Source organism: Streptomyces sp. NPDC050085 (assembly GCF_044460595.1).
Classification (GTDB): Bacteria; Actinomycetota; Actinomycetes; order Streptomycetales; family Streptomycetaceae; genus Streptomyces.
Genome location: NZ_JBITJZ010000003.1, coordinates 394,032 through 413,043 on the forward strand (window position 1 = coordinate 394,032; position 19,012 = coordinate 413,043).

The window sequence follows — 19,012 nt, forward strand, 5'->3', positions numbered from 1 at the left end:
CATGACGGGATACGGGGCGGCGCGGGCCTGGGTCGTGTCCGCCGTGGTGCTGGGAGCGTCGGCGATTCCGGGCGCGTCGACGCAGGCGCGGGCCGCCGACGGGGACACCGTGCGCGCGGCCGTCGTCTGGCCGGTCGTCGCGACCCCGCACATGACGGCGGCGGCCCGCGGCTCCGGCTCCACCGCGCAGGCCGTCTTCGACGACGACTCACTCGCCGATCTGCTCGCGGACGGCGGCCGCCTGCGCGAGGTCGTCGACGCGGGCAAGGACCGCGACGTCAGCTGGGTCCTCGACCCCGACCTGGTGATCGCCGCGCAGGCCATGGCGAACGGCTACCGCGTCGCCGACAGCCCCGACTCCAGCAACCCGCAGAACAGCACGCAGGGCACCGGACAGAACGCCGCCAGGTCCTGGCTGGCCGCGCTCAAGGACGCCGTGCAGGGCCATGACGTCTGGCTGCTCCCGTACGCGGACGCCGACCTGGCCTCGCTCGCCCACCGGCCCGGCACCGACACCGACGACCTGACGGAGGTCGTCGCGGGGCTCGCCGACCCGGCGAAGGAGCGGGTCGACGACATCCTCGGCACCGGGACCCGGGCCGGGCTCGGCTGGCCCGCGGACGGCGCCCTTGACTCCCGGGTCACGCACCTCGGGGGCGCGTTGGGCGTGACGCGGATGCTCGCCTCGGGGGCGGGGCTCAGCCCGGCGGGCGACGACCCCGTGACGCTCCAGGGCAGCGGCGACGACGCCGACATCACGGCGCTGCCCTACGACGCGGACGTCACGACGGCGCTCGCCCGCATCAAGGACCCGGACCCGGAGGCGTCCCCGTCCGCGTCCTCGTCCGCATCCAACTCCCCGACCGCATCCCCCACTTCGTCGTCTGCGTCGTCTGCGCCCTCTACGTCCTCCAGCCCGTCCGCGTCCGCGAGCGGTGACGGTGACGACGAGGCGCCCGACGCCGCGACGGTCACCAAGCTCACCACCCTCCTCAAGGCGAACACCCGCCCCGTCCTCGTACCGCCGCGTGACCTGTCCGGCACGGCGGCGAAGGCGCTCGGCGCCGCGCTCGACGCCGGGGCCGAGGACGGCTGGCTCGACCTGGAGGGCATCCGCGCGGCGGACGACGACCCGGTGAAGGGACAGGCGGAGAGCAGTTCCGCGTACCCCTCACGGCTGCGCAACAGCGAACTGACCAGCGCCCAACTCACCGCTGTAGCCGGTGACTTGGACGGCCTCGCCACCCTCTCCAAGGTGCTCGCCGACCCGAAGGCCACCACGGCGTCCGTGCACGCGGCGATGGCCCGCGCCCTGTCCACGGCCTGGCGGGTGGCGGACGACGGCGCGCAGGAGACGTTCCAGCAGCGCACCTCCGACTTCCTGTCGACGTCCGTGGACTCGCTGCGGCTCGTGCCGAAGACGACCGTCACCCTCACCTCGGGCAACTCGACGATCCCCGTGACGCTCGACAACGGGCTGCAGCAGCCGGTCGCCGGTCTCGAACTGCGCGTCTCCTCCAGCGACTCGGAGCGGTTGAAGGTCAACGACCCGAAGCTGTCGGTGGAGGCCGCGGGCTCCGCGAACCACACCACCCACATCGGCGTCACGGCGAAGGCCAACGGCAAGGCGCGGCTCACCGCACAGCTGTACACGACGAGCGACGGCAAGCCGTGGGGCGAGCCGATGACGTTCGACGTCGACGTCACGTCGGTGTCCGTCGGAGCGATCGCCGTGGTGGGGGCGGGAGTTGCGCTGATCGTGCTCGCGGCGGCGTTCCGGATGCACCGGGTACGCCGACGCCGGGGGCAGGAGCCCCCGGCGGAGTAGGTCACTCGCTGGTCGGTCTCAGGCGGTGTCAGGCGGTGGCCGTGCGGCGCAGCGTGCGCAGGACCAGCCACTGGTCGCCCCAGGCCATCGCCGTGCCGACCGCGGCCATCAGGATGCCGACGAACACGCCGCCCGTCGCGGTGCCGAGGGCGAAGCCGAGCGAGGCGAGTACGGCGCGCACCGCGAAGCGGACGCCGACCAGGCCGATCGCGAGGAAGCGGGTGCGCTTGTTCTTCCACAGGGCCTTCATCAGCCGCATCCGGGTGCGCAGGACGGTCAGGGTCAGCGCGAGGTTCACGGCGAGGACGATCGGGATCACCCAGTAGACGGCCGGGTAGGCGCGGGCGATGTCGAAGACGCCGGCGAGGCAGCCCATGATCGGGAAGTACCAGGTGGGCAGGCCCTTGAAGTCCGTGCCCCGCGCGACCTGCTGAGCCTGCTCGACCGTGACCTTGTTCGCGCCCATGTCCCTTGCCCCCTGCTGTGTGGTGCCCCTTGTTCCGACAAGGAAGAGCTTCGCGGAACAGGGGCACCGCCCGGCAGAGCGAGCCGTACCGACCCCGCCAGTACAAATGTCACGGCGCCCGGGCGGGAGACCTACGCGTCCTTCTTCTGCACGGCGGCCTCCGCGTCGACGATGCCCAGACCCAGCTTGGCGATCTTGTCCGGGTTGGCCGCGGTCTCGCGGATGGTCGACATGATCTCGTCCGGCTCCAGACCCTGCTGGTGCAGGAGCGCGGCGAGCGCGGAGACGTACGGCGAGGCCATCGACGTACCGGACAGGTCCCCGTAGCCGGAGGTGTTCTTCAGGCTCTCCTTCGTCCGGTACGTGGGAAGGGTGGAGAGGATGTCGACGCCGGGGGCCGAAACGGCTTGCTCCGCACCGAAGTTGGAGAAGGAGGCGGGCTTGCCGTCCTGGTCACTGGCGCCGACCACGAGCACCGGGGTGTCCACCTTGTACGGCTGGGTGTCCGCGCCGTCGTTGCCCGCCGCGGCGACCACGACGGCGCCCTTGTCGTGGGCGTGCTGGATGGCCTTGTTGAGGATGCCGCCCTGGAGCAGGTTCGACATCAGCTTGCCCTCGCCGAGCGAGAGGTTGATGACGTCGGCGCCGTGGTCGGCGGCCCAGACGATGCCCTTGGTGATGTTCGCGTTGGACCCGGAGCCGTCGGCGCCGAGCACGCGGACCTCCATCAGTTTGGCGTCCGGGGCGCCGCCCGCGATGCCGACGCCGTTGTCGGTGTGGGCCGCGGCGATGCCGGAGACGTGCGTGCCGTGGCCGTTCATGTCCTTGGGCTCGGTGTCGTCGTCGACGAAGTCGTAGCCGTCCACGAAGCGGCCCTTGAGGTCCGGGTGGTCGAGGTCGGCGCCGGTGTCGACGACGGCGATGACCGTGTCGTCGCCCTTCGACGTCTTCCAGGCGTCCGGCAGTCTCATCGCGTCCAGGGCCCATTGATCGCCCTGCATCGGATCCGGCTCGCTGTCGTCACCGCAGGCGGTGGCGAGCAGGAGGACGGCGGCGAGACAGAAGGCAAGCGGGGTACGGGTACGCATGGTGCGAGCCTGTGCGGGGCGCCGCCGTCACGCATCTGGTGGCGGGCCGTTCGGGGGCATCAGGCCCACTTCGGCACCCAGTGGTCGGCGCCCCGCGGCCCCTCGTAGCGAGCGAGGAGGTACTCCCGCAGGGCCGTGAGCCCTGGGTGCGGATTGTCGTCCCGCCACAGCAGCGAGTGCGGGTACACGGGCGTGGGGCGGTGCAGGGGGACGGTGCGCAGGGCGAGGCCCGCCGGGTAGGCGAGCGGGGTGCGCGGCCCCATGAACGTGGCGACGTCCGCCGCGTCCGCGACCGTCCGCAGCAGGTAGTCCGCCCCGAACGACGGCCCCGACGTGTCGATGTCCAGACCGAACGTGGCCGCCAACTCGGCGTAGTACGCGGCCCATTCACTGCCCTCGGCGAGGTCCGGCATCAGGATCCGGTGCCCGACGAGGTCCGCCGGGCTGACGGCGTCCGCGTCGGCGAGGGCGTGTCCGGTGCCGGTGACGAGCACCATCGGCTCGTCGTAGACGCGGGTGCTGCACACGCCGGGCGGCAGCGACGGCACGCGCCGCGCCCAGAACCCGGCGTCCACGCGCCCGTCCCGCACGGCCGCGAGGACGGCCCGCCCGTCGCCCTTGGTCGCCACGACGTCGAGCGGCACGTCGGGCCGTGCCCCGTGGAAGTCCTGGACCAGGCCCGCGACACTCACCCGGGTGCCCATCACGTCGACGCGCAGCGGGCGGCGACCGGGGCGCACGGCCGCGGCGGCCTTCTCCACGGCCCGCACCACCGCCTTGGCGTGCGGCAGGAAGGCCTGCCCGTCGAGCGTGAGCCGGACCCCGTGCGGGGTCCGCGTGAACAGCCGCACCCCCAGCTGCCGCTCCAGCACGGCGATCCGCTTGGAGGCGGCCTGCTGGGTCACGCCGAGCTCCTGCGCGGCGAGCTGGATCTGCCCCTCGTCTGCGACGGTCACGAAGGTCCGCACGGCTTCGACATCCACCTCGCCATACAACCACGGGTTGTACGAGACGGCCGTGCCGGTTGTTTGATCGGGCACCGGCCGCACGGCTTGGATCTGCCCTTATGAGACTCGGGCGGGACTTCGGATGGCTGTGGGCCGCGTTCGCGGCGAGCACGGCGGGGACCTGGCTGGCGCTCGACGCGTTCCAGCTCGTCGCGGTCCTCGTGCTGCACAGCGGGGCCGCGCGGGTGTCGTTCCTCGCGGCCGCCGGGCTCGCGATGGGGGCGCTGGTGGCGGTGCCGCTCGGGCCGTGGGTGGAGTTCCGGCGCAAGCGGCCGGTGATGATCGCCGCCGACCTCGTGCGGTGCGCGGCGCTGCTCTCACTGCCGCTCGCGTTCGCCCTCGGGGCGCTCTCCTTCGGGCAGCTCGTCGCCGTCTCGGTGGTCGTCGCGGCGTCGGACATCGCGTTCAAGGCGGCGAGCGGCGCACATCTGAAGCAGCTCGTGCGGGGCGAGCAACTCCTCGTCGCCAACGGCCGGTTCGAGTCGACGCAGTGGACGGCGACGGCGGTCGGGCCGCCGCTCGGCGGGGCGCTGATCGGGGCGTTCGGGCCGCTGACGACGGTCCTGCTCGACGCGGGCAGCTACGTCCTGTCCGCGCTCGGCATCCGCGCGATCCGCGCCCCCGAGCAGCCGCCCGCGCCGACGGGCCCGCGCGGCGTGCCCGGCCTCGCGGAGGGCTGGCGGCACATCCTGACGCACCCGGTCCTGCGCCCGCTCTTCTTCAACACGGTCCTGGTCAACGGCCTGATCATGGTCGGTTCGCCGCTGGTCGCGGTCCTGATGCTCGGCGAACTCGGCTTCGCGCCCTGGCAGTACGGGCTCGCCTTCGGCGTGCCGTGCCTGGGCGGGCTCGTCGGCTCCCGCCTCGCCCGGCCGCTGGCCGCCCGGTTCGGGCAGCGGCGGGTGCTGTGGGCGAGCGGCGTCGCCCGGGTGATCTGGCCGGTGGGCCTCGCGTTCATCGGTCCTGGCGCGGGCGGCCTCGCCCTCGTCATGGCCGTCGAACTGGGCCTGATCACCAGCTGCGGCGTCTTCGGCCCGGTCCACGCCACGTACCGCCTGGAGCAGACGGACCCGGACAAGGTGGCCCGCGTCCTCGCGGCCTGGTCGGTGACGGGCGGCGCGGTGACCGCGGGTCTGACCCTGGCCTGGGGCGCCCTCGCGGCCCTCGTCGGCACCCGCCCGGCCCTGGCCGCGGCCGGGGTCCTGCTCCTGGCGACGCCGCTGCTGCTGCCGTCGGGCTCCGCAGCCGTCCGCACGGACCTGTCGCCCACCACCTGAACGGGCCCCAGCGGATGCCCTGGCCTGCGGTTCTGGGCACAGTGGCCGCATGGCCGCCTCCTCCCCCCACTACGGCGCCGTCCCCTTGATCCCCGGCGCCGAACCCCTGCCCGAACTCGACATCCCGGCCCCCGGCCGGCAGCACCGGCTCACCGTGCTGCTGCGGCTGCTCATGCTGCTGCCGCACGCGTTCCTGCTGGCGCTGCTCTCCGTCGCCACGGTCCTCGTGCTGCCGGTGGCGTGGTGCGCGACCCTGCTGCTCGGCCGGGTGCCCGATCCGCTGGAGCGGTGGCTCGCGGGATACCTCGGCTACGAGACCCGGCTGAACGCCGCCGCGATGCTGCTGACCGACCGCTACCCGCCCTTCGAGCTCTCCCCCGCGTACGGGTATCCGGTGCAGCTGCGGCTGCACTCGTCGGCGCTGAACCGGCTCGCCGTCCTCTTCCGGCTCGTGCTCGTGGTGCCCTCGGCGGTCCTCGGCGCCCTCGCCATGGCCGGGTGGTGGGCCGTCTCGTTCCTGTCGTGGCTGGTGGTGCTGGTGCTCGGGCGGATGCCGTTGCCGCTGTTCGAGGCGAGCGCGGCCGTGCTGCGGTACCGGATGCGGGTGGCGGCGTATCTGCTGCTGCTCACCTCCTCGTACCCGAAGCGGCTCTTCGGCGACCAGGGGTCGGTGGACTCGGTGATCGGTACGGTGAGCGGGCCTTCGGCGACCCGGCCGCTGTTCGTGGGCGGGACCGGGAAGGTGCTGCTCGGCGCGTTCCTCGTGCTCGGGCTGCTCGGGTGGGCGGGCAACGCGGTGCGCTACGAACCGGCGTCCGTGGAGGCGTCGGTGCCCGCGGGCGGCTGACCGCCCGCGAGCGGGCCGCGCCCGGTCACCTCGTGGAGACGCCGACCTGCGACCAGGCCTTGAGGACCGCTTCGAGCTCCGCCCCGTCGCCGTAGCGGCTGCGCGCCGCCGCGGCCGTGAGCCGGGCGAAGTCCGCGAACTGCGCGGTCTGTTCGAGCTCGCCGCCGGTCAGCGTGTCGTACCAGATCTGCCCGGCCCGCTCCCAGGCGTTGCCGCCGAGCTGCGTGGCCAGCACGTAGAACGCGTGGTTGGGGATGCCGGAGTTCAGGTGGACACCGCCGTTGTCCTGGCTCGTGCGGACGTAGCCGTCCATCGTGGCGGGCTGCGGGTCCTTGCCCAGCTTCGGGTCGTCGTACGCGGTGCCGGGCGCCTTCATCGAGCGCAGGCCCACGCCGTTGATGCCGGGTGCCAGCAGGCCCGCGCCGATCACCCAGTCCGCGTCGGCGGCGCTCTGCCCGAGCGCGTACTGCTTGATGAGCGAGCCGAAGACGTCCGAGAGCGACTCGTTGAGCGCGCCCGGCTGGTCGGCGTAGTCGAGGTTCGCGGTGAACTGCGTGACGCCGTGGGTGAGTTCGTGGCCGATGACGTCGAGGGGCAGCGTGAAGTCGAGGAACACCTCGCCGTCGCCGTCGCCGAACACCATCTGCTCGCCGTTCCAGAAGGCGTTGCCGTAACTCTCCCCGTAGTGCACGGTCGCGACGAGCGGCAGGCCCGAGCCGTCGATCGAGTGCCGCCCGTACGCCTTCAGGTACAGGTCGAACGTGGCGCCGAGCCCGGCATGGGCCCGGTTCACGGTCGCGTCCGTGGCCGGCCCGTCGCCTTCGGAGTGCACCTTCGTGCCGGGCAGCGACTCCTGCCGGTGCGCGTCGTAGATCGTGCGGTCCGGCTTGTCGGACGGCGCGCCCGCGCCGGCCACGGCCCCACGGACAGCGGTCGTCCGGCGCGCGGTGCGCAGCGCGCCGTCCATCGCCTGGGCCCGGCGCGCGGGCTCGTGGACGGCGGGATCCTCGTGCCGGGCGAGCTGGTCGGTGAGGTACGGGGGAACGATGGGGCAGAACACGGGGCCGAGAACCGTCGAAGTCTCCATGCCACGAAAGTGACACAGGTCACTCAACTCCTCAGGGAACAACACCGTGTTGGCCGAATGGCGGCAGACAGCGGCCAAAAAGTCCCCGAGACATGTGTTTCACCTGCTTCTTCTTACGAGTGACAGGCCCCCGGCCGGTCCTACGCCAGCAGGCCCGCCAGGCCCTCCCGGCCCCCGCTCTCGTACGCCTGCGCCCTGCGCTCCTGCGACAGTCCGGTGAGCAGCGCCTCGCAGCGGCGGCGCACCGGGGTGCGGTACGGGACGACCGGGGACGTCGGCGGCGTACCGCGCAACGCGTCGACCCCGCCCAGGAGTTGAGCCGCGAGGAAGCTCTCGCCGCACAGCGCCGCCGCGTCCGCGAGCAGCTCGCCCGCGCACGCCGCGCCGATCACGCTGCCGTACTCCAGGAACGTCCGCAGCGCCGCCGACGCGAGGGCGCGGGCCGGCTCGGGGTCGCCCTCCCAGCGCGCCACCTCGGCCCGCGCGTACCGGAGCCAGGCCTCCGCCCACACGTCGCGCACCCGGCCGGGGCCCAGGGGCTCGGCGTGCGCCGCCTCCAGGGCCTCCTCCGGGTGCGTGCGGGCCAGGGCGAGGGCCAGGGCCGCGCGGCAGTACGCCGGTCCTGGGCCGAACCCCCCGTCGTGGTCCAGGAGTTCGACGGCCTGCCGGAACTCGGCCGCGGCCGCCTCGGTCCTGCCCTGCCACAGCGCCACCGCGCCCCGCACGTGCGCGAGGAGGCCGAGGCACCGGTCGTCGCCCTCGCGCACCGCCGCCGCCCAGGCCGTCGCGAGCAGCGGGTCGGCGGCCTCGGGGTGACCGAGGTCCAGCTCGATCCAGGCGGCCAGCCACAACGCCCGTGCCGGGGGCGGGTCCTGGTGGAGGGAGAGGGCGTGGCGCAGCCGGTCGCGGCCCTCAGCCGTGCGCCCGCACGCCGTCCACAGGAACCAGAGCCCGACCACCACCTCGAGCGCCGTGCCCGCCTCGACGTGCGGGGAGAGCGGCGCCGTGCCCGGGTCCATCGCGGCGCGCAGGTCGGGCAGTTCGCGCAGGGCCAGCTCCCGCGCCTCGTCCTGGCGGCCCGCGCTCCACCACTCGGCGGCCTGCCGGGCGACACCGGCCGCCCACCTGCGGTGCTGCAGGACCGCGGCCCAGCGCTCGCCCTCCTGGTCCAACTCCTGGGCTCCGACGGCCCGTTGAGGTGCGGGGAGCCGGTAGCGGCCGCCGCCGTCGCGGACCAGCAGCTGGGGCGCCAGGCGGTCGAGGAGGCCGAGCACCTCGGCCGAGGGCAGCGCGCCCGAACCGCACACCTCGCGCACGGCCTCCCGGTCGAAGCTCCCCTCGAAGACCGACAGGCGCCGCCACAGCAGGCGCTCGACGCGGGAGCAGTGCGCGTACGCCTCGGCCGCGGCGCCCAACACCGCCTCGGGAAGCGGCAGTTGAGCGGGATCCTGATCCGGCGTCCAGGCCCGGGCCGCGGCGAGCAGCGGACCCGGTACCCCGGCGAACCCGCGGCACAGCTCCGCGACGGCCCGCGCGTGCTTGGCCACCGCCTCCTCGCCGAGCTCCCCGGCGAGCAGCTCCACGGCCGCGTACCGGCCGATCTCCGCCTCGGGACAGTCGGCGGGCGGCACCGGCAGCGGCGCCAGTTCGACGACGGCCTCGCCCCGCAGATGGCGCGGCCGGTCGGCGACGACCAGGACGGTCACGTACGGCAGGTCGAGCAGCAGCGACGCGACGAGGGCCGTGCCCGCGCCGCCGAGGTGCTCCCAGTCGTCGAGCAGGAGCATCGCCCCGCCGCGCCCGGCGAGGCGGTGACGCAGGCGTGCCCCGAGTCCGGGGAGGAGTTCCGGTTCGTAGCCGCGGCCCGACACCTGGACCACCTCGCGGCGCGACTGCGCGGCCGCCTCCTGGGCGAGCCGGGTGCGGCCCACGCCGGGCAGCCCCGTCACCGACACCAGGCGGGCGGTGGCGAGGCGGGACAGGACCGCGGCGAGGTCGGGGCCGCGTCCCACGAAATGTCGGTGTATCGCCTCGTCAAGCCCCATCGCCATGTGCCCCCGATTCCGGATTTAAGGCACGCTTAATGGTCATGGGTCAGCGTGCCCGTTTGAATGCATATGCCTGAGGCCCATGTTCGTACTGCGCGGCGGATGTCCCGGGCGTTGTCGGGATTACCGTCGAGGAGAGCGCGTGCGGACACGGGAATCCACCGTTTCGGAGGCCGACCTCACCCTGATCCATGCACTGCAGATCGCCCCGCGGGCCAGCTGGGCCCAGCTCTCCGCCGCGCTCGGCCCCTCCGCGGACACCCTCGCGCGCCGCTGGTCCCGGCTCACCGCACGCGGTCACGCCTGGTCGGGCGTGTTGCCGGGGGCGCTGACCACCGGCAGTCCCGCGGTGTGCGCGGCCTGGATCCGGATCGAGTGCACGGCCGGTACCGTGCCCGCCATCGCCGGCCGGCTCGTCGAGGACCCCGGCACCCTCACGGTGCACCACGTCACCGGCGACGCCGACCTCGTCGTGTACACGGCCCAGCCCGACGCCGCCGCCCTCGACCACTACCTCGCGGAGCGGCTGCACCGGCTGCCCGGCGTGCGCGCCACCCGCACCCATGTCGTGACCGGGGTGTACTGCCCGGCGACGCCGCCGCGGCTCGACCAGCTCACGCCCCACCAGCTGCGCCGGGTCCGGGCGCTGAGCGGCCGCGCGGCACGGTCCGCGCGGGCCGCGGCCCCCGGCGGCGCGCCCGACCCCGTCGACCAGCGGCTGCTGCTCGCCCTCGCCGAGGACGGCCGCACCGGCATCGCGGCGCTCGCCCTGCGGGTCGGCACCAGCGAGTCGACCGTCCGGCGGCGTCTGGCCCGCCTGGAGTCCGACGGCGGCCTGCTGTACCGCACGGAGGTGGCGCCGCGCGACTCCGGCTCCCCGGTGTGGTGCCTGATCTTCGCCGACGTACCGCCCGACCAGATGCAGCCGGTGGCCGCCGCGGTGTCGCGGCTGCGCGAGACGCGGACGGTCACCACGGTGACGGGCCCGCACAACCTGTTCGTCTGCGCCTGGCTCGGCCGCGTCGAGCAACTCCCCGAGTACACCAGGAAACTGGCCTGCAAGACGCCGGGCCTGCGGATCACGGACACCCTGCTCTCGCTGCGCGGCCACAAGCTCGGCGGCCACGTCCTGGCCCCCGACGGGCTGCGCGAACGGCTCGTCCCGCCGGACATCTGGGGCAGCAACCCCCGTGCGTAACGGCGTGTACAGCCGCACCCCCGACGGCCCCGCTGCCACAGTGACCACGAACACCCGCCCCAAACGCACCAGTTAGGGAGTATTCGTGGCCAACGTGCACGTGATCCTCAACCAGAAAGGCGGCGTGGGCAAGTCCACGCTCACCGTCAATCTCGCCGCCGTGACCGCCGACGTCCTCGGCGCCGGCAACCAGGCCGACGGCGAACAGCCGCCCGTCGTCGCCGTCTCCATCGACCCGCAGGGCTCCGCCGTGTGGTGGTCCGAGCGCGTCGGCGACGGCCTGCCGTTCGACTTCGTGCAGGCCCACGACGACCTGGCCGGGCTCGCCGCCCTGTCGCAGATCCCGTCCGCGCAGCACGTCTTCGTGGACACCCCGGGCTGGCTCGACCTCGCCGAGGGCGACGGCGCCGACCCCCTCGGCAAGGGCGCGGCCGCCGACGCCCTGCGCGCGGTCCTGTCCAACGCCACCGACGTCATCGTCCCCATCGAGCCCGAGCCCCTCGGCTTCCAGCCCACCCAGCGCACCGTCGAGCGGGTCGTGAAACCCCGCGGGCTGCCCTTCCGCGTCGTCATCAACAACTGGGACCCGCGCGACGGCAAGGCCGACCTGGAGCAGACCCGCGCGTTCGTCGAGGCCCAGGGCTGGCCGCTGGCCCGCACCGTCGTACGCCACTACAAGCTGCACACGCGGGCCAGCGCCGACGGCCTCGTCGTCACGCAGTACGGGGCCAACCGCGTCGCCCTCCAGGCCCGCGAGGACTTCTTCCGGCTCGCCCTCGAGGTGGGGCTCGCGGCGATCCCGAAGCCCGCCCGCAGCCGCGGGAAGAGCACCAAGAGCACCGCCTCCCGTACGAAGAAGAAGGGGGCGAAGGTCTGATGGGGCGCCGTACCGACCTGTCCTCGCTGCTGTCCGCGGACGCCGAGAAGACCCCGGCCCCGCGCACACGGCCCGACACCACACCCCTGCGGGTCGCCGTCTCCGAGCTCACCGAGAACCCCGACAACCCGCGCCACGAACTGCGCGACCTGGAAGGACTCGCCGAGACGGTCCGCGAGCGCGGGGTGCTCCAGGCCCTCGGCGTCGTCCCGGCCGCCGTGTTCCTCGCCGCCCACCCGCACCACAAGAAGGCCGTCGGCAAGGCCCCGTACGTCGTGCTGCACGGCCACCGGCGCCTGGCCGCCGCGAAGATGGCGGGCCTGGACGAGGTGCCCGTCCTGGTGCGGGACGACGCCAGCCGCTCCGACGAGGACGCGCTCATCGAGAACGTCCAGCGCGACGACCTCACCGAGCTGGAACAGGCCCAGGCCATCCAGGGCCTGATCACCGCCTACGGGTACTCGCAGCGCCAGGTCGCCGCCCGCATCGGCAAGACGCAGGGCTTCGTCTCGCAGCGGCTGTCCCTGATGAAGCTGCGCGAGGACCTCCAGGAGGCCCTCGCCGACGGCCGGGTCTCCGTCGAGGACGCCCGGCGCATCGCCCGCCTCCCGCAGGACGAGCAGCAGCTGCCGGGGCCGTACACCGCCGCCGCCGTCCCCTCCGCCCGCAAGGAGCGGCGCGGGCGTGATTACGGCGTTATCAGGATCGACAGCCGGGCCACCCCGGACGAGGTCGTCGACGCGCTCCGCCGTCACCTGGCCCCGGCCGCGCTCGACCGGGTCCTGGAACTGCTGAGCCGCTGAGACCGCCCTGCACGTCCCTTACGGTGGGCCCGTGCTCGATCTGCCGTCCGTAGCGTCCGTGCCGTCCGTGCCGTCCGCGCCCGTGACCCCACCGCCCGCCGAGGCCGTCACCCCGCTGATCCGCGGCCTCGACGTGCTGCGGCGCCTCACGGACGCGGACGGCACGCTCGCCGTCGCCGAGCTCGCCCGCGCCACCGGCCTCGCCCGCTCCTCGGTCGACCGGATCTGCGCGACCCTGGCCCACCTCGGTCACGTACGCCTCGACGGGCGGGACGCGACCCTGGCGCCGCCCCTGATGGGCATCGCCAACGCCTGCCTCGACGCGCTGCGGCTGCCCGAACTGCTCGGGCCGCTCGCCGACCGCCTCGCCGACGACCTCGACGAGTCCGTCTCCCTCGCCGTCCCCGACGGCCCCGACATCCGCTTCGTCCACCAGGTGCTGCGCCGCCGCGCCCTGTCCATCAGCTTCCGGGTGGGGGACGCGCTGCCGGGCGACGGGTCCGCGCCCGGGCTCGTCTTCGGACGCGGGGTGCCTCTGGCGGTTGACGATCAGTTGGTCGAGCCCGGGTTGGTCGCCGTGGCGATGCCCGTGCGGGACGCGGGCGGGGTGGTCGTGGCGGCGGTGAGTGTGGTGAGCCATACGAGTCGGCACTCGGCGGGTTCGTTGCGAGGCGCTGTGCGCGGGCCGCTTGAGGAATGTGTGCGGGGGATGGAATCGCTGCTGGCCGATCCGCCTGAGGCCACGGGGCTCCGCCCCGGACCCCGCTCCTCAAACGCCGGAGGGGCTGAAGTGGTGTCTCTTGCTCGTGGGCTGCGTGTCCTCTGTGCCTTCGACAGTGCTCATCCCGCGATGAACCTGGCCGACGTCGCCGAGCGCACCGGGCTGCCCCGCGCCACCGCCCGCCGCGCCCTCATCACCCACCACCACCTCGGCTACGTCGCCCGGTCCGGCCCCCTCTACCGGCTCACGCCCCGCGTGCTCGCCCTGGGGTGCGCGCCCTTGTCCCGTACGACGCTGCCGCGCATCGCCGCACCCCGTCTGACGGCCCTGTCGGAGGCGCTGGGGGAGTCCGTGGGTCTGTCGGTGCCGGACGGGGACGCCGTCCGGTGCACCGCGCGGGTCTCCCCGCGCCGGGTGATGAGCGTCGACATCGGCGTCGGGTCACGGCTGCCCGCCGCCGTCACGGCCGCCGGGCACGTCCTGCGCGACGGTGCCGCCGAGGCCGTCGTGGACGGGCCCGAGGACGGGCTGCGGTCGTTCGCGGTACCGGTGCGGGACCTCGCCGGGCGGGTCGTCTCCGCCCTCGACGTCACCGCCCACCAGGGGCGCGAGGACACCGCCGCCTGGCTCGCCGCGCTGCGGGACGCCGGTGCGGCGATCGCCGCCGACCTGCACGTGACGTCGCGGTTCGTCCCTGTACCCGCGTACTGAGACCGGGACTGGGACTGGGACTGACACTGACACTGACGCTGACACTGACGCTGACAGGGACTGAGACCGGGATCTCAGACGTCTGCGGACCTTCGCCCCTACATCGGCGGTACTTCGGCCCGGCATCCTTCTTGGTGCCATGCCTTTCCGCAGCTCAAGCAGCTACTACCAGCCTCCGCCCCGTGAGGACCGGCACAGCGCCGGGCACCACACGGGCGGCCGGCACACCGTGCTGTTCCTGGTGACCGCGATGGTCACCGCCGTCGTGACGCTCGATCTGGCCACCCCCGCCGACTTCCGGGCCCGCCCGCTGCTCGGCCTGGTGCCGATCGTCGTGGCGCTGCTCGCGCCGGTCATGACGACCGCGTTCGTCACCGGGTTCCTCCTGGTCACGTACATCGCACTGCAGGCGATGTCCCCCACCCCGTACGGCAGCGTCGCCGTGTTCGGACCGCTGATGATCGGCACCGGCGGCCTGCTCGGCGTGCTGATCGCGCGCCGCAGGGAGGAGCAGCAGGCCAGGCTCCAGGCCGTCACCGACGTCGCGGAGGCCACGCAGCGCGCGGTGATGCGCGCCCTGCCCGAGCGGATCGGCCCGCTGCACCTCGCCGACTTCTACCAGCCCGCCGCGCGCGGGGCCCGCGTCGGCGGCGACTGGTACGACTTCCAGCCCTCCCCGCACGGCATCCGCGCGGTCCTCGGCGACGTCAGCGGCAAGGGGCTGCCCGCGGTGTCCGCGTCGGCTTCGCTGCTCGGCGCGTTCCGCGAGGCCGGGTACCACGAGGCCGACGTGGACGAGGTGGCCCGGCGCCTGGAGACCGCGATGCAGCGCTACAACGCGTGGACGCGCAGCACCCAGGACAGCGAGCACCCGGACGCGTTCTCGACGGCGCTGCTGCTGCACTTCCCGCCGCCCGAGCAGGGCGCCGACGTCGTGGACATCGTGAACTTCGGGCACGAGCCGCCGCTGGTCGTCTCGCCCGACGGCCGGGTCCGCACGCCCGAGGTCGAGCCGGGCCTGCCGCTCGGCATGGGACAGCTGGCCGCCGGGCTGCCGCGCCCGGTGCGGCTGCGCTTCGCCCCCGGCGACACCCTCGTGCTGTTCACCGACGGGGTCACCGAGTGCCGGGACGAGGACGGCGCCTTCTATCCCGTACGGGAGCGGCTGCCGCGCCTGCTGTCCGCCGCCCCCGCGACCGCGCAGGCACCGCCCGGCGAGCTGCTGCGGCTGATCGCCGAGGACCTGCACCGGCACCGGCACGGGGCGCCCTCCGACGACGCGGCGATCACCGTGATCCGGCGGACGGCGACGTCCGTGGCGCCGTTCGTCTCGCCCGCCGACGCGGAGCTGTACGCGCCGCAGCACGCCGCCCTCGTGTAGGTCCTCGTGCAGTTCCTCGTGCAGGCGCGCGTGTAGTTGCGCGTCACCTGCGCTGCGCCCTCAATGGAAGGACGGGAAGGGGGGCACAGAAAGGAGCCCGTCATGGCTCACGCGGCACCCGCACCGGCCCGTTCCACTCCCGGCGGCCGCCCCGCGACCCCGTCGGCGACCACCACCGCGAAGGTCCTGCCGGTGGTGACCGGCGCCCTCTACGGGTTCTGGGCGGCGAACATCGCGCGCTACGGACAGGGCGTCACCGGCGCCAACATCGCCCTCGGTTTCGTCACCGGCATCATCGTCGCGGCGCTCTGCTTCGCCATCCACCAGTGGTGCAAGCAGCAGGGCAGCCGCCACATCGGCGTACGCGCCATGGTCTGGGGCGCCTTCGCCGGCATCGCCGTCGGCTTCCTGCACAGCCTCGCCAACGGCACGATCCTGTGGTCCGTGGTGCTCGGCATCGCCGTCGCCGGTTCGACGTTCGTCGGCGTCTACTACCGCTACTACTCGTCGAGCGAGTACGCGTAGTCAGTACGTGCCGAACTCCACGCGGTAGTCCGAGCGGAACCAGAATCCGCTCGGATTATTGCTGCCCTGCTGCTGCCGGTCCGGCGGGCACGGCACCGAGGAGCCCGAGCAGCCGGGGACGCCCTGGCTGCCGATGTCGACGTACGCGGCGCTGGCCCAGCCCTGGGCGCCGGTGAACCAGAACCAGACCGACGTGCCGTTCACCCACGAGCCGTTCGTCGCGCACTCGATGCGGTCCTGGCTGCCCGGCGCGAGCCGGTAGACGACCGCGTCGGACGTGCTGGGGCCCGAGCGCAGGTTGAGGTCGGTGCGGGAGACGACCGTGCCCCAGACGGCGCCACCTCCGCCATTGTTCGCACTGGTGTTCGCGCTTGCCGGTGCGGCTGCGGTCACGGCCAGCACGCCGCTCGCCACGACGGCGGCAGCGGCCAGGGCCGGAGTAGTACGGCGCATGATCGGCCTCCTAGCTCCCCGAGCTCCCCGAGCTCCCTCGTCCAGGAAACACCCGTTCGGCTCAGTGCTCCACTGCAGAGCAGTCCGTATGCAGGCGCCCCGCTCGCGGCCGCTGCCGCCGGGCCCTTGCCTTGAAGGGTGATCCACACACCCCGCGCGGTCCGCAGCGTCCTGGCCCCCGTCCTGCTCGTGCTCGCCTGTCTCCTCGTCCCGCTGGGCACCCTGTCCACCTGGGCCAAGTACGAGATCGGCGACAGCGACCGCTACGTGTCCACGATGACGCCGCTCGCCACGGACCCGGCAGTGCAGAACGCGGTCGCCGAAGCGGTCACCACCGGGGTCATGAAGGACATCGACGTGGGCCCGCTGCAGTCGACCGTCGAGCAGTACCTGAACCAGGCGGTCGTCTCCTTCACGGACACCCCCGCGTTCCAGAAGGCGTGGAACACCGCGAACCGGGCCGCCCACGACGCCGTGCAGCAGGCCCTCGACGACGGCACCACCGGGCCCGTCACCCTCGACCTGGCCCCGGTCACCGAGCAGGTCAAGCAGCAACTCGAAGACTCCGGCGTGCCGTTCGCCGCCCAGATCCCCGTCACCCACACCGAGATCACCATCCTGTCCGGCGGTGACCTCGAAAAGCTGCGCAAGGGATTCCACATGCTCCAGCTGGCCGGGCTGTGGCTGCCCGTCGCCGCCCTCGTCTTCGCGGTCGCGGGCCTGCTCCTCGCACTGCGCCGCCGCCGCGCCCTCACCGCGACGGCGCTCGGCATGGCGCTCGGCGCGGGCGCGCTGCTCGTCGCCCTGACGATCGCCCGCTCGCTCACCCTCGGCGACCTGGACAACGACACGGACAAGGCGGCGGCCGGGGCGGTCTACGACGCGCTGACCTCGTCGATGCGGACCGCGTCGTGGGTGATCGTGGCGGTCGGCGTCGTGGTCGCGCTCGGGTCGTGGCTGAGCGGCAGGCTCCCTCGTTCGGCCGCCCGTGACATGCCGCCGGACCGCATCCGGGCGACCATTCCCGTGACGCACAAGGAGGGCGCACCATGAGCCAGACCACCCCGAACGCGACCCCCGACCCGGGCCCCGAGCCGGACCCGGCGGCCTGGTCCGCGCAGCACCGCACCCGCACGCCCGACCCCACGCGCGGCGACGGCGACGGCAACGGATGGGCCACCGGCGGCACGGTGTTCGCCGGCGTCCTGATGCTGGTCAGCGGCGTCCTCGGCATCCTCAACGGCATCGCGGGCATCGCCAAGGACGACGTGTACGGCCGCATCGGCGACTACGTCTACTCCTTCAACCTCAGCACGTGGGGCTGGATCCACCTGATCATCGGCATCCTCGTCGCGATCACCGGCTGGGGCATCCTCAAGGGCGCCGACTGGGCGCGCGGCGCGGGCATCGGCCTCGCCGCGCTCTACATCGTCGAGTACTTCATGTTCCTGCCGTACGCGCCCGTGTGGTCGGTGATCTCCATCGGCATCGGCGTCTTCGTGATCTGGGCGCTCGCGACGGACCCGGGCCCGAACAAGTCCCGGTCCGGCACGACCAGGCCCGCCTGAGAACCGTCTGGCCCGTGCGCCCGTCTTTCCGGGAGGATCCAGGAGAACTCCCGACGGAAGGCCCGGCCTTGGACCAGCGGCACATCACTGACGAGGCGCCCGGCGCCCTCGGCCACGAGCCCGAGGACGCCGGGCGTCGTCGGGTGAACCGGGCGGGGGCGTGGGCGGCCGCGCTGCTCCTGGCCCTCGTCAGCGTGATCGTCGGCTGCCGCGCCGCCGACACCGACGCGTTCACCCCCGTCCCCCAGCTCCTCGCCTTCCTGCCGTGGCTGATCGCCCCGGTCGTGGCCGCCCTGCTCCTGTCCCTGCTCGCCCGCTGGCGTACGGGCATGGTGTGGGGCGTCCTCGCCCTCGGCGCGCTCGCCTGGTACATGGAGCCGTACGGGTCCGGAGCCGAGGCCCACGGGGCCCCCGTCTCGGGGCTCCGGGTCCTCTCCTCGAACGTGCAGTTCGGCCGCGGCACGGACGCCCTCATCGACGCGATCACGCGCGAGAAGCCCGGCATCGTCTTCGTCGAGGAGTGCGACCCGGCCTGCCAGGACAAGCTCGCCCGCAACTCCCTCAAGACCGCCTACCCCTACCGTCAGGCGGTGCGCGAGGCGGGCTCGGACGGCTCGATCGTCCTCAGTACGTTCCCGCTGACGGCGGCGCCGACCGTCCCGGGCGAGATGGGCATGCCGGGCGCGACCGCCGACGTACGGGGTCACGCGGTCCGGCTCCAACTCGCCCACCCCATGCCGCCGTTGCCCCGCCAGGTCGGGGTGTGGAAGCGGGAACTCGGCCGCCTCGCGGACGTCGCGGCGGCCGGGAGGACGGGGCCGACGCTGCTCGCGGGCGACTTCAACGCGACGCAGGACCACGCCGCGTTCCGCCGCGTCATGGACGCGGGCGATCTCCGCGACGCGGCCCAGCTCACCGGTCACGCCCGCACCCCGAGCTGGCCGTCGTCGGCGCCGTCGCCGCTGGGGACGCAGATCGACCATGTCCTGATGAGCAGCCAGTTCTCCGCCGAGAAGTCCCGCTTCATCAAGCTGACGGACACCGATCACCGGGCCCTGCTGGTGGATCTGACGCTGCACGAAAGATAGCCCCGCCGGTGATTGAGGCGCAGGGTCCGGGACAGAGCC

General features: G+C 73.5%; 18 protein-coding genes. 12 read left to right on the plus strand and 6 right to left on the minus strand.

Going from position 1 to position 19,012, the window contains the following annotated elements:
- The first annotated feature begins 1 nt into the window (after position 1).
- Positions 2–1,828 carry a DUF6049 family protein gene (locus tag ACIBUY_RS14240; RefSeq protein ID WP_399152701.1) on the plus strand — a complete coding sequence of 609 codons (1,827 nt, stop codon included), beginning with the start codon at positions 2–4 and terminating at the stop codon, positions 1,826–1,828.
- A gap of 28 nt (positions 1,829–1,856) precedes the next feature.
- Here ACIBUY_RS14240 and ACIBUY_RS14245 read toward each other — a convergent pair whose 3' ends face one another.
- From ACIBUY_RS14245 to ACIBUY_RS14255, 3 genes are all read right to left on the minus strand, one after another.
- Positions 1,857–2,294 (minus strand): hypothetical protein, encoded by a 438-nt coding sequence (locus tag ACIBUY_RS14245; RefSeq protein WP_365565124.1) that lies wholly within the window; start codon positions 2,292–2,294, stop codon positions 1,857–1,859.
- Positions 2,295–2,425: 131 nt separating this feature from the next.
- Positions 2,426–3,382 carry a S8 family peptidase gene (locus tag ACIBUY_RS14250; RefSeq protein ID WP_365565127.1) on the minus strand — a complete coding sequence of 319 codons (957 nt, stop codon included), beginning with the start codon at positions 3,380–3,382 and terminating at the stop codon, positions 2,426–2,428.
- 59 nt (positions 3,383–3,441) lie between these two features.
- Positions 3,442–4,365 carry a LysR family transcriptional regulator gene (locus tag ACIBUY_RS14255; RefSeq protein WP_399152702.1) on the minus strand — a complete coding sequence of 308 codons (924 nt, stop codon included), beginning with the start codon at positions 4,363–4,365 and terminating at the stop codon, positions 3,442–3,444.
- 83 nt (positions 4,366–4,448) lie between these two features.
- Between ACIBUY_RS14255 and ACIBUY_RS14260 the strand changes: the two genes are divergently transcribed.
- Both ACIBUY_RS14260 and ACIBUY_RS14265 read left to right on the plus strand, forming a co-directional pair.
- Positions 4,449–5,666 (plus strand): MFS transporter, encoded by a 1,218-nt coding sequence (locus tag ACIBUY_RS14260; RefSeq protein WP_399152703.1) that lies wholly within the window; start codon positions 4,449–4,451, stop codon positions 5,664–5,666.
- Positions 5,667–5,715: 49 nt separating this feature from the next.
- The gene (locus ACIBUY_RS14265; protein ID WP_399152704.1) at positions 5,716–6,513 is read left to right on the plus strand and encodes a DUF4389 domain-containing protein; all 798 of its coding nucleotides are present in this window, start codon (positions 5,716–5,718) and stop codon (positions 6,511–6,513) included.
- A 25-nt stretch (positions 6,514–6,538) separates the two neighbouring features.
- Here ACIBUY_RS14265 and ACIBUY_RS14270 read toward each other — a convergent pair whose 3' ends face one another.
- Together ACIBUY_RS14270 and ACIBUY_RS14275 are read right to left on the minus strand one after the other, a co-directional pair.
- Positions 6,539–7,600, minus strand: a complete 1,062-nt coding sequence (locus ACIBUY_RS14270) for a M4 family metallopeptidase (RefSeq protein WP_399152705.1) — start codon at positions 7,598–7,600, stop codon at positions 6,539–6,541.
- 140 nt (positions 7,601–7,740) lie between these two features.
- A complete protein-coding gene (locus ACIBUY_RS14275) occupies positions 7,741–9,612 on the minus strand; it encodes an ATP-binding protein (RefSeq protein ID WP_399152706.1) in 1,872 nt (623 codons plus the stop codon).
- A gap of 178 nt (positions 9,613–9,790) precedes the next feature.
- Here ACIBUY_RS14275 and ACIBUY_RS14280 point away from each other — a divergent pair, with 178 nt between their 5' ends.
- The 6 genes from ACIBUY_RS14280 (at position 9,791) to ACIBUY_RS14305 (ending at position 15,864) form a co-directional block, all read left to right on the plus strand.
- A complete protein-coding gene (locus ACIBUY_RS14280) occupies positions 9,791–10,846 on the plus strand; it encodes an Lrp/AsnC family transcriptional regulator (RefSeq protein ID WP_399152707.1) in 1,056 nt (351 codons plus the stop codon).
- An 85-nt stretch (positions 10,847–10,931) separates the two neighbouring features.
- The gene (locus ACIBUY_RS14285) at positions 10,932–11,723 is read left to right on the plus strand and encodes a ParA family protein (protein ID WP_399152708.1); all 792 of its coding nucleotides are present in this window, start codon (positions 10,932–10,934) and stop codon (positions 11,721–11,723) included.
- Positions 11,723–12,526, plus strand: coding sequence for a ParB/RepB/Spo0J family partition protein (locus ACIBUY_RS14290; RefSeq protein WP_399152709.1), 804 nt, complete (start codon positions 11,723–11,725; stop codon positions 12,524–12,526). The genes ACIBUY_RS14285 and ACIBUY_RS14290 overlap by 1 nt, the downstream gene beginning before the upstream one ends.
- Before the next feature lie 31 nt (positions 12,527–12,557).
- Positions 12,558–13,958, plus strand: coding sequence for a helix-turn-helix domain-containing protein (locus ACIBUY_RS14295; RefSeq protein ID WP_365565151.1), 1,401 nt, complete (start codon positions 12,558–12,560; stop codon positions 13,956–13,958).
- A gap of 139 nt (positions 13,959–14,097) precedes the next feature.
- A complete protein-coding gene (locus tag ACIBUY_RS14300) occupies positions 14,098–15,339 on the plus strand; it encodes a PP2C family protein-serine/threonine phosphatase (protein ID WP_365565154.1) in 1,242 nt (413 codons plus the stop codon).
- A gap of 102 nt (positions 15,340–15,441) precedes the next feature.
- The gene (locus ACIBUY_RS14305; protein ID WP_365565157.1) at positions 15,442–15,864 is read left to right on the plus strand and encodes a hypothetical protein; all 423 of its coding nucleotides are present in this window, start codon (positions 15,442–15,444) and stop codon (positions 15,862–15,864) included.
- Here the strand turns inward: ACIBUY_RS14305 and ACIBUY_RS14310 are convergent, their stop codons facing one another.
- A complete protein-coding gene (locus ACIBUY_RS14310) occupies positions 15,865–16,317 on the minus strand; it encodes an SH3 domain-containing protein (protein ID WP_399152710.1) in 453 nt (150 codons plus the stop codon).
- A 138-nt stretch (positions 16,318–16,455) separates the two neighbouring features.
- Between ACIBUY_RS14310 and ACIBUY_RS14315 the strand changes: the two genes are divergently transcribed.
- From ACIBUY_RS14315 to ACIBUY_RS14325, 3 genes are all read left to right on the plus strand, one after another.
- The gene (locus ACIBUY_RS14315; protein ID WP_399152711.1) at positions 16,456–17,370 is read left to right on the plus strand and encodes a hypothetical protein; all 915 of its coding nucleotides are present in this window, start codon (positions 16,456–16,458) and stop codon (positions 17,368–17,370) included.
- On the plus strand, positions 17,367–17,885 hold the full coding sequence (locus tag ACIBUY_RS14320) for a hypothetical protein (protein WP_399152712.1): 519 nt from the start codon (positions 17,367–17,369) through the stop codon (positions 17,883–17,885). Before ACIBUY_RS14315 ends, ACIBUY_RS14320 begins: the two co-directional genes overlap by 4 nt.
- A gap of 83 nt (positions 17,886–17,968) precedes the next feature.
- Positions 17,969–18,973, plus strand: a complete 1,005-nt coding sequence (locus tag ACIBUY_RS14325) for an endonuclease/exonuclease/phosphatase family protein (protein WP_399152873.1) — start codon at positions 17,969–17,971, stop codon at positions 18,971–18,973.
- Positions 18,974–19,012 lie beyond the last annotated feature (39 nt).